The sequence below is a fragment of the Parabacteroides sp. FAFU027 genome (assembly GCF_022808675.1).
Classification (GTDB): domain Bacteria; phylum Bacteroidota; class Bacteroidia; order Bacteroidales; family UBA7332; genus CAXXIC01.
Map to the genome: position 1 here is coordinate 132,199 of NZ_JAKZKV010000011.1, position 8,050 is coordinate 140,248.

Here is an 8,050-nt window from a genome sequence, read left to right on the forward strand (position 1 = left end):
AGGTAAAACATCAATTTTAGGACAATATAACTGCAAAAATAAGGGTGGGTTTTACTGTAATTCTTTGCTCTCTTTACCTTGCTTGTATCCACTCTTTTTACCATAAATTTTACTCACTGATTTATTATTCTGTTTTGTTCGGTTTGAACGAAATGGAAAAAATATAGCAGCCGGTTTGGACGATGTTATCTATTGGATAGTTCTGATATCATATGCTTGTATACATTTAAAGTCGGACTTTCACAACGTATTTATCTCCTTCCGTTAGATTCGGTACTTTTGTTAGATGTTATGGCTTTTATAAAAGAAAGAACGGAACTGACCGCATGGATTAGTTCCGTTCTTTGTGTGATGTTTAAGTATTCTCTCTTGTTGAAGAAGTGCTTCCGGGGGCTGTTTATTTGCCCTTTATAATCATGTGTTTAGCTTGAGTGACTTGTAAGAATCCTTTAATGTTTCACGTGAAACATAGGTTTGCTATCGGCCTAACAATACCAGCAGTATATTGATGTCGCTGGGGGAGATTCCCGGTATGCGTCCGGCCTGGGCAATGGTCTCCGGGTCAATCTTACAAAGCTTCTGACGGGCTTCAGTCGAGAGGGTATGGATCTCGTTATAATTAAACTTACCCTTGATATGGATATGCTCGAGACGATTGATCTTATCGGCAATTAGTTTCTCACGTTGGATGTACCCTTCGTACTTAATCAGGATTTCCACAGCCTCCAGAATCTCCTCTTTTCTATCGGATGTTTTATCCAGTTCTTCTTTGAAGGCAGGCACTAATTCTGCTATATTTTCAAGTGTGATTTGAGGGCGTGTAATCAGGTCTATTAATTTGCATCCATGCTTCAATGGAGCAGTGCCTAATTTCTCTAATCCTTCGTTTATGTATTGAGGTTTGATGGAGTAGTTTTTTGCAAATTCGGAAATACGATTTATCTCCTCCTTTTTGGTTTGCAGTAAATCAAATCTATCCTGTTTTGCCAAACCTAGTTTGTAACTCATTTCAGTCAGACGCATATCAGCATCATCCTGACGAAGTAGTATGCGATATTCGGCACGGGAGGTAAACATGCGATAGGGTTCGTCCACACCTTTAGTTACAAGGTCGTCAATCAAAACACCAATATAGGCCTGGTCACGGTTAAGGATAAATTCATCTCCACCGTGGCAATTAATATGTGCATTAATACCTGCAATCAGACCCTGACCTGCCGCCTCTTCATAACCTGTCGTTCCGTTAACCTGTCCGGCAAAAAAGAGATTCTTTACAATCTTACTTTCGAGATTATGCTTGAGTTGGGTAGGGTCGAAGAAATCGTATTCGATAGCATATCCCGGACGATAGATGCGTACATTACGGAATGCAGGAATCGTTTTCAATGCATTCAATTGCACATCGAGTGGGAGGGAAGAGGAAAAACCATTGAGATAATACTCCTGTGTTGTTTCACCTTCCGGTTCCAGAAAAAGCTGATGTTGTGTTTTATCTGCAAAAGTGACAATCTTGGTTTCGATACTCGGACAGTAACGCGGTCCGATACTTTGGATTTGTCCGTTGTATAACGGAGAATCCACTAATCCGCTTCGTAGAACTTCATGCGTTTGTTCATTGGTGTACATGGTCCAACAGCTAAGCTGGCACAATGTTTTAGGTGCATGATTCATATAAGAGAATTTGTGGAAATCAAAATCTCCTATCTGTTCTTCGGTCATGCTGAAATCAACGCTTCTACCGTCAATACGAACCGGAGTTCCGGTTTTCATACGGTCAGTTGCAATTCCGGCTTCTTTGAGTTGTTCGGTAATTCCATAAGAAGCAGGTTCTGCAATACGTCCACCGCGAAGTTGTGTTTTACCGATGTGCATCAAACCATTCAGAAAAGTTCCTGTGGTAATGACCACCGTTTTTGCATAGAAAGTAACGTCCATTCCGGAAATTACACCCTGTACCTGGCCATCCTTGATGATAAGCTGTTTTACAAAATCCTGCCAGATATCCAGATTATTGGTGTTTTCAAGAATACCTCTCCATTCGTTGATAAACTTAGCGCGGTCGCTTTGAGCACGGGGGCTCCACATCGCAGGTCCTTTGGAGCGGTTAAGCATTCGGAATTGAATAGCCGTTTTATCCGTTACAATTCCCATACCCCCACCCAGGGCATCTATTTCGCGTACAATTTGTCCTTTGGCAATACCACCAACCGCAGGGTTGCAGCTCATTTGAGCTATCTTGTTCATGTCCATCGTTATGAGGACGGTCTTTGAACCCAGGTTGGCAGCAGCGGCGGCAGCTTCGCATCCCGCGTGTCCTGCGCCGATTACTATAACATCGTATTTAAAATCCATTGAATGAGTTATTTTGTGCAAAGATAGCGGTTTGAGTTTTAATCCTCAGGCAGATAATTCAAAATATAACCATTATGGTTTAAGGGAATGGCCCATTTTATAGTTTGTTGAAAGATATTCGGATTTGCAGGGGTTATTTCTATCTTTGCACTCTGATTCCGTACTTATTTCTGGGGTGCTTTAAATCAAAGCTGAGAAGATACCCATAGTACCTGATCCGGATAATGCCGGCGAAGGGAGAAATTACACTCTCCTTCCTGATTCCAAAATCGCCTGCTTATCTGTATAATTTCCCTTTTAGAATTCAAACATTAAGGGAAAATGAAATGAATGTTCCTAATTTATAAATGACTTTTTATTATGCAAGATTTTGGTCTGTATATCATTATCACAAAACCTGAACTCTCTTACGAAGAAATAGCTAAAATATGTGTCCGCCAGAATATCCGTATGATACAATTGCGCGAGAAACATTTGACTGACCGTGAAATTATCGAAGCTGGAAAAAGAATTAAATCAATTACAGCGGGAACTAATACCTTGCTTGTTATAAACGACCGGGTTGATTTGGCGTTGGCTGCCGGAGCAGATGTATTGCACCTGGGACAGGATGATCTTCCAATTGAGGAGGCACGCAAGATTGCCGGTGACCGGTTGAAAATAGGTCTTTCGACCCACTCGATTGAGCAGGTTCGTGAAGCATTGACTCATAAACCGGATTACATTGGCTTCGGTCCTGTTTATCCAACGAATGCGAAAGCCCGTCCGGATGCTCCGGTGGGTGTGGGTATGCTGAAAGAGGTGCTCTCATTTGCTGATGTGCCTGTAGTTGCTATTGGTGGCATTTTCCCGGAAAATCTGGATGATGTGGTGGCTGCAGGGGCTAAAAATGTAGCTTTGGTGCGCCACTTCATGCAAACCACAGAAACAGAACAACGTATAGTTGAAATCAAGAAAAGCCTGACTGGAGCAAAACAGCTTTCTCTTTTCTAATTCTTAGTTTGCAGAATTCCTGTTTTTTCATTCTTATCATAGTCTGTAATCTATCATCCGGTTTTAGCTGAATCAGTTTTCTTTGGCTAAAGCCGGATGTTACATTGTCTTTTTATCATTTCGTAAGCTGAAGCGGCTGGCAATGATTTTATCAAAGTTAAATCCATCTAATATTTACCGGGTTTTAGATAAATAAATCTCCCATTTTCCCCGGTTATTTCGTTCTTCTTTACTTACTTAGCATCTGTATCATCAGTCCGTTTATTTTGCCGGAGCTACTGTAATCAGAACTGTTCGTATCGGTTTGAAGAATTTACTTTATCTCCCTGCTCACCACATTACAGGTGGAAAACTCAGTATTGTTCTCTCGGATACGGGCTCAATCTTCTGAATTATTAATTATCTGCTTAGTTGGCCTCTCCTTTCCCCTGACAACATTTTCAGTCCCCCCTTTTATACATAGACAAGTTTTTCTGTTTACCTATAATCTTTCGGCTCTTTTATGCGAATAATAAACATTCCTGTACTTCTGATATAAACGGGGGGATAAGGGATAGCTAAGGCTATGTAAGGAGTATAATAAAGGTACAATTATCGATGATTAAAAAGAAATAAACCAGGGATATTACACCATTTATTTGTGTTATATCTCTGGCTTATCCCTATTATATCTCTGGTTTATCTCTGTTATATATAGCCTTAGGATATTCTTTAGGTTGCAGGTAGGTATAACTGGAAATTAAAGAAATAGTTATTATAAGACTTTATATAGTGGTGACATTGTTAAGGGTGAAAGTAAGGATTGTGAAGGAGTAATTATGCAATTGTGAGTACCTCAAAATCTGTATATCACCTTTAAAACAGCACCCTTGCCCAAGAATTCGGAATTAATTCAATAAATTTGCGTTCTTATCTTCAAATTCCGACACATGAAACTGGAACAGACATTTCAGAAAGTACAATCAGCCAGCCGTACCATCAATCTGCTGACTGATGAAAATATCAACGAGATCCTGCTTGCTGTGGCTGATGCTGCCGTAGCGCAAAGTGATTTTATACTGGAAGAGAATAAAAAGGATTTGAGCCGTATGGATCCCAAAGATCCGAAATATGACCGTCTGATGCTGACTAAAGAACGTATTGAAGGCATTGCGGCTGATATTCGTAATGTGGCAACGTTGCCCTCCCCACTGGGTAAAATTCTTAGCGAAACAAACCGACCGAACGGAATGAAGATCTCTAAAGTGACTGTACCGTTTGGCGTGATCGGAATTATTTACGAGGCGCGTCCGAATGTAAGCTTTGACGTTTTCTCACTTTGTCTTAAATCGGGAAATGCCTGTCTGTTGAAAGGAGGCTCTGATGCTCACGATTCGAATAGTGCCATTGTTGGGATTATTCAAAACGTTCTTGAGAAACAAGGCGTAATTAAAGATATAGTGACCTTATTGCCTCCTGATCGTGAAGCTACGGCTGAAATGCTGAATGCGGTAGGTTATGTGGATCTGATTATCCCGCGCGGAAGCCAGGGGCTGATTAACTTTGTGCGTGATAATTCCAAAATACCTGTTATTGAAACCGGTGCGGGCGTGTGTCATACCTATTTTGATGAATCTGGTGATTTGGAAAAAGGGGCAGAAATCATCTTTAATTCCAAAACAAGACGTGTAAGTGTCTGCAATTCATTAGATTGTGTAATTGTAAATGAGAAACGCCTGTCAGACCTTTCGGCTCTTTGCCTGAAAATGGCTGAAAAAAATGTCATTATCTACGCGGATCAACCCGCATATGCAGCTTTGAAAGGAAAATATCCGGCTGATTTACTGGAGCATGCCACGGACGAAAGTTTCGGAACTGAATTCCTGGATTATAAATTGTCGGTAAAAACGGTTGCTAATCTGGAAGAAGCGATTGACCATATCACTAAATATTCCTCCAAACACAGTGAGGCGATTGTAAGTGAAAATGCACAGAACATCTCTGTCTTCGAAAAAATGGTGGATGCCGCCTGTGTATATGCAAATGTCTCTACGGCCTTCACAGATGGCGCTCAGTTCGGTTTAGGGGCAGAGATAGGAATAAGTACCCAGAAGCTCCATGCGCGCGGTCCTATGGCCTTAGAAGAGCTTACAAGCTATAAATATATTATACGGGGTAACGGACAGACACGCGCCTGATATTAGGGAATGATTAATTGAGGGACTGAGGGATTGATGTTACAGATCAATTTCTTTGTCCCTCAATTGTAAATGGTAAATGAATAAATTGTAAACAGAAATGGCCATTAACTACTACACCGAAAATGTCAAAACACCTCCCATCAAAAAGAAAGAGGTGAATGAATGGATCAAAAAAGTGGCAGAGCTTCACAGTAAAAAAGTCGGTGAAATCAGCTATATCTTTTGTGATGATGAGAAGATTCTGGAGGTGAATAATCAATATCTGCAACACGATTATTATACCGATATCATCACGTTTGACTATACGGCCGGAAACAAGATATCGGGAGATATTTTCATCAGCCTGGATACGGTAAAGAGTAATTCCGAACAGTTTGGAACAGAATATATTATGGAATTACACCGTATCATTATCCACGGAATTCTTCACCTTTGCGGCATTGAAGATAAAACGGATGAAGCCCGAAAAAATATGACTGAGAAGGAAAATGAGGCATTGGCTATATTAAAACAAACGGGTATATAAGTCTCATATATACTCCAATTTTGAGTATCTGTAATTAACATAGAGCAACAATCTGTCTTTGATTTTAGTTCAACATAAATTTAGAACCATGAAAAATTAAATCATGTTGCATTAAATCCGTTTTGCGTTGTTAAATGGTTGATATACAGCTTTGTTGGTTGCTTTTGATACTTTCATTTTCTGCTTGTTTATAGCGTTTTTGACCTGTTTTTATCCATGTCAGATGATCTTTCCGACTTATAATCTCTCCTTTTATAACAAACTTTTATCAAACATCTTCTGTTTTATAATTGTGAACTCTCTACTTGATTAAGTACTAACCTCTTGTACTTTTATTTGTAAGCATGAGATTGCCGATATTACCTAATGACACTTTTCAATTAGGATTTGTTGAACTTTTATCTATCGTTATACGGACTTTTAGTTTGTATAAGTACCATATTAACTGATAATTAGACCTAAACAATTATTTGTTTCCGCCTTATAATTAAATTATTAGTATTAGTTTGAACTGATTTCTGCGATGTAAGAATCAATGGGAATTCTCCCCCCATTGAATGAATTAACGATGAAGAAAAGTAGTCTATATTCAGCAGAACGAAAGATTTATTTGTCTCAGTACAAATCAAATCTTTACCATTGTCACTCTTTATCAAAAGATTGGACTGCCCGATTTTTGATAAGATATAGAGTGATAATGGCAACTCTGTTTATGGCTACTGTATTGAATGGTAATATTTTTGCGGTAAGTATTAGTGGATTTACTCCGACTGAGGTGTGTAGTGGATCGGGAGCACAGGTTACCATCAATGGTGCAGACTTCGTTAATGTAACTTCTATTGATTTTAATGGAGCTCTTATTCCTTCCGGATCAATTACAGTTGTCAGTTCAACCCAAATTAAAATAGCGTCATTGCCTGGAGGAGTAACAACAGGGCGAATAACTGTAGGAACATCAGGTGGAACAGCTGTCAGTACTACTGATTTTATTGTGAACGCTTTGCCAACAGCCACGATTAGCGGCAATGCTACCATCTGTACGGGAGCTTCCACTAACCTATCAGTATCCTTAACAGGTCAGCAGCCATGGAATATCACCTATACAGATGGAACCACTCCGGTAACATTGAATAATATCACCAGCAGTCCTGCAACGATAAGTGTTTCACCAACCAGTACTAAAACCTACACGCTAACATCTGTCAGTGATGCTAATTGTGTAGGAACGTCAATGAGTGGCAGCGCAGTTGTAACAGTCAACGCTTTGCCAACAGCCACGATTAGCGGCAATGCTACCATCTGTACGGGAGCTTCCACTAACCTATCAGTATCCTTAACAGGTCAGCAGCCATGGAATATCACCTATACAGATGGAACCACTCCGGTAACATTGAATAATATCACCAGCAGTCCTGCAACGATAAGTGTTTCACCAACCAGTACTAAAACCTACACGCTAACATCTGTCAGTGATGCTAATTGTGTAGGAACGTCAATGAGTGGCAGCGCAGTTGTTATAGTCAACGCTTTGCCAACAGCTTCTATTAGTGGCAATGCTACTATCTGTACGGGCAGTTCAACAAATCTGAGTGTTGCCTTAACTGGAACACAGCCATGGAGCATTACCTATAGCGAAGGCACAACACCAGTAACGATAAACAATATTACCAGCAGTCCAGTTATTATTCCGGTTTCACCAACCAGCAATAAAACCTATAGCGTTACCGCTGTTAGTGATGACAATTGCACAGGAACCACAATGAGTGGTAGTGCGGTAATTACGGTTACCCCGGATAATACAATCACGCTAAGTTCAGCAGCAGGGACAGATGCTCAGACAAAGTGTATCAATACGGCAATAACTACTATCACCTATGCCACCACCGGAGCAACAGGAGCTACTTTCATTGGTTTACCCACTGGTGTAAGCGGTAGTTGGGCTGGAAATGTGGTAACGATTAGTGGCACACCAGTTGTTAGTGGAGCATTCCCTTACACT

Annotated in this window: 5 protein-coding genes and 1 riboswitch; of the genes, 4 read left to right on the top strand and 1 reads right to left on the bottom strand. The window is 40.3% G+C overall.

Features of this window, described 5'->3' with window-relative positions; translation table 11 throughout:
• Nucleotides 1-477: 477 nt before the first annotated feature.
• Nucleotides 478-2,352, bottom strand: a complete 1,875-nt coding sequence (gene mnmG / locus MLE17_RS15440) for a tRNA uridine-5-carboxymethylaminomethyl(34) synthesis enzyme MnmG (protein ID WP_243349621.1) — start codon at nucleotides 2,350-2,352, stop codon at nucleotides 478-480.
• A 161-nt stretch (nucleotides 2,353-2,513) separates the two neighbouring features.
• Nucleotides 2,514-2,608, top strand: a riboswitch (TPP riboswitch).
• Nucleotides 2,609-2,712: 104 nt separating this feature from the next.
• On the opposite strand from mnmG, the gene thiE reads away from it, so the two are divergent.
• The 4 genes from thiE to MLE17_RS15460 all read left to right on the top strand — a co-directional run.
• Complete coding sequence (gene thiE, locus MLE17_RS15445; protein ID WP_243349622.1) at nucleotides 2,713-3,345, top strand: thiamine phosphate synthase; 633 nt, start codon at nucleotides 2,713-2,715, stop codon at nucleotides 3,343-3,345.
• Nucleotides 3,346-4,274: 929 nt separating this feature from the next.
• The gene (locus MLE17_RS15450) at nucleotides 4,275-5,522 is read left to right on the top strand and encodes a glutamate-5-semialdehyde dehydrogenase (protein WP_243349623.1); all 1,248 of its coding nucleotides are present in this window, start codon (nucleotides 4,275-4,277) and stop codon (nucleotides 5,520-5,522) included.
• A gap of 100 nt (nucleotides 5,523-5,622) precedes the next feature.
• On the top strand, nucleotides 5,623-6,051 hold the full coding sequence (gene ybeY, locus MLE17_RS15455) for an rRNA maturation RNase YbeY (protein ID WP_243349624.1): 429 nt from the start codon (nucleotides 5,623-5,625) through the stop codon (nucleotides 6,049-6,051).
• 697 nt (nucleotides 6,052-6,748) lie between these two features.
• The coding region (locus MLE17_RS15460) for a hypothetical protein (RefSeq protein WP_243349625.1) at nucleotides 6,749-8,050 on the top strand (1,302 nt) is incomplete at its 3' end.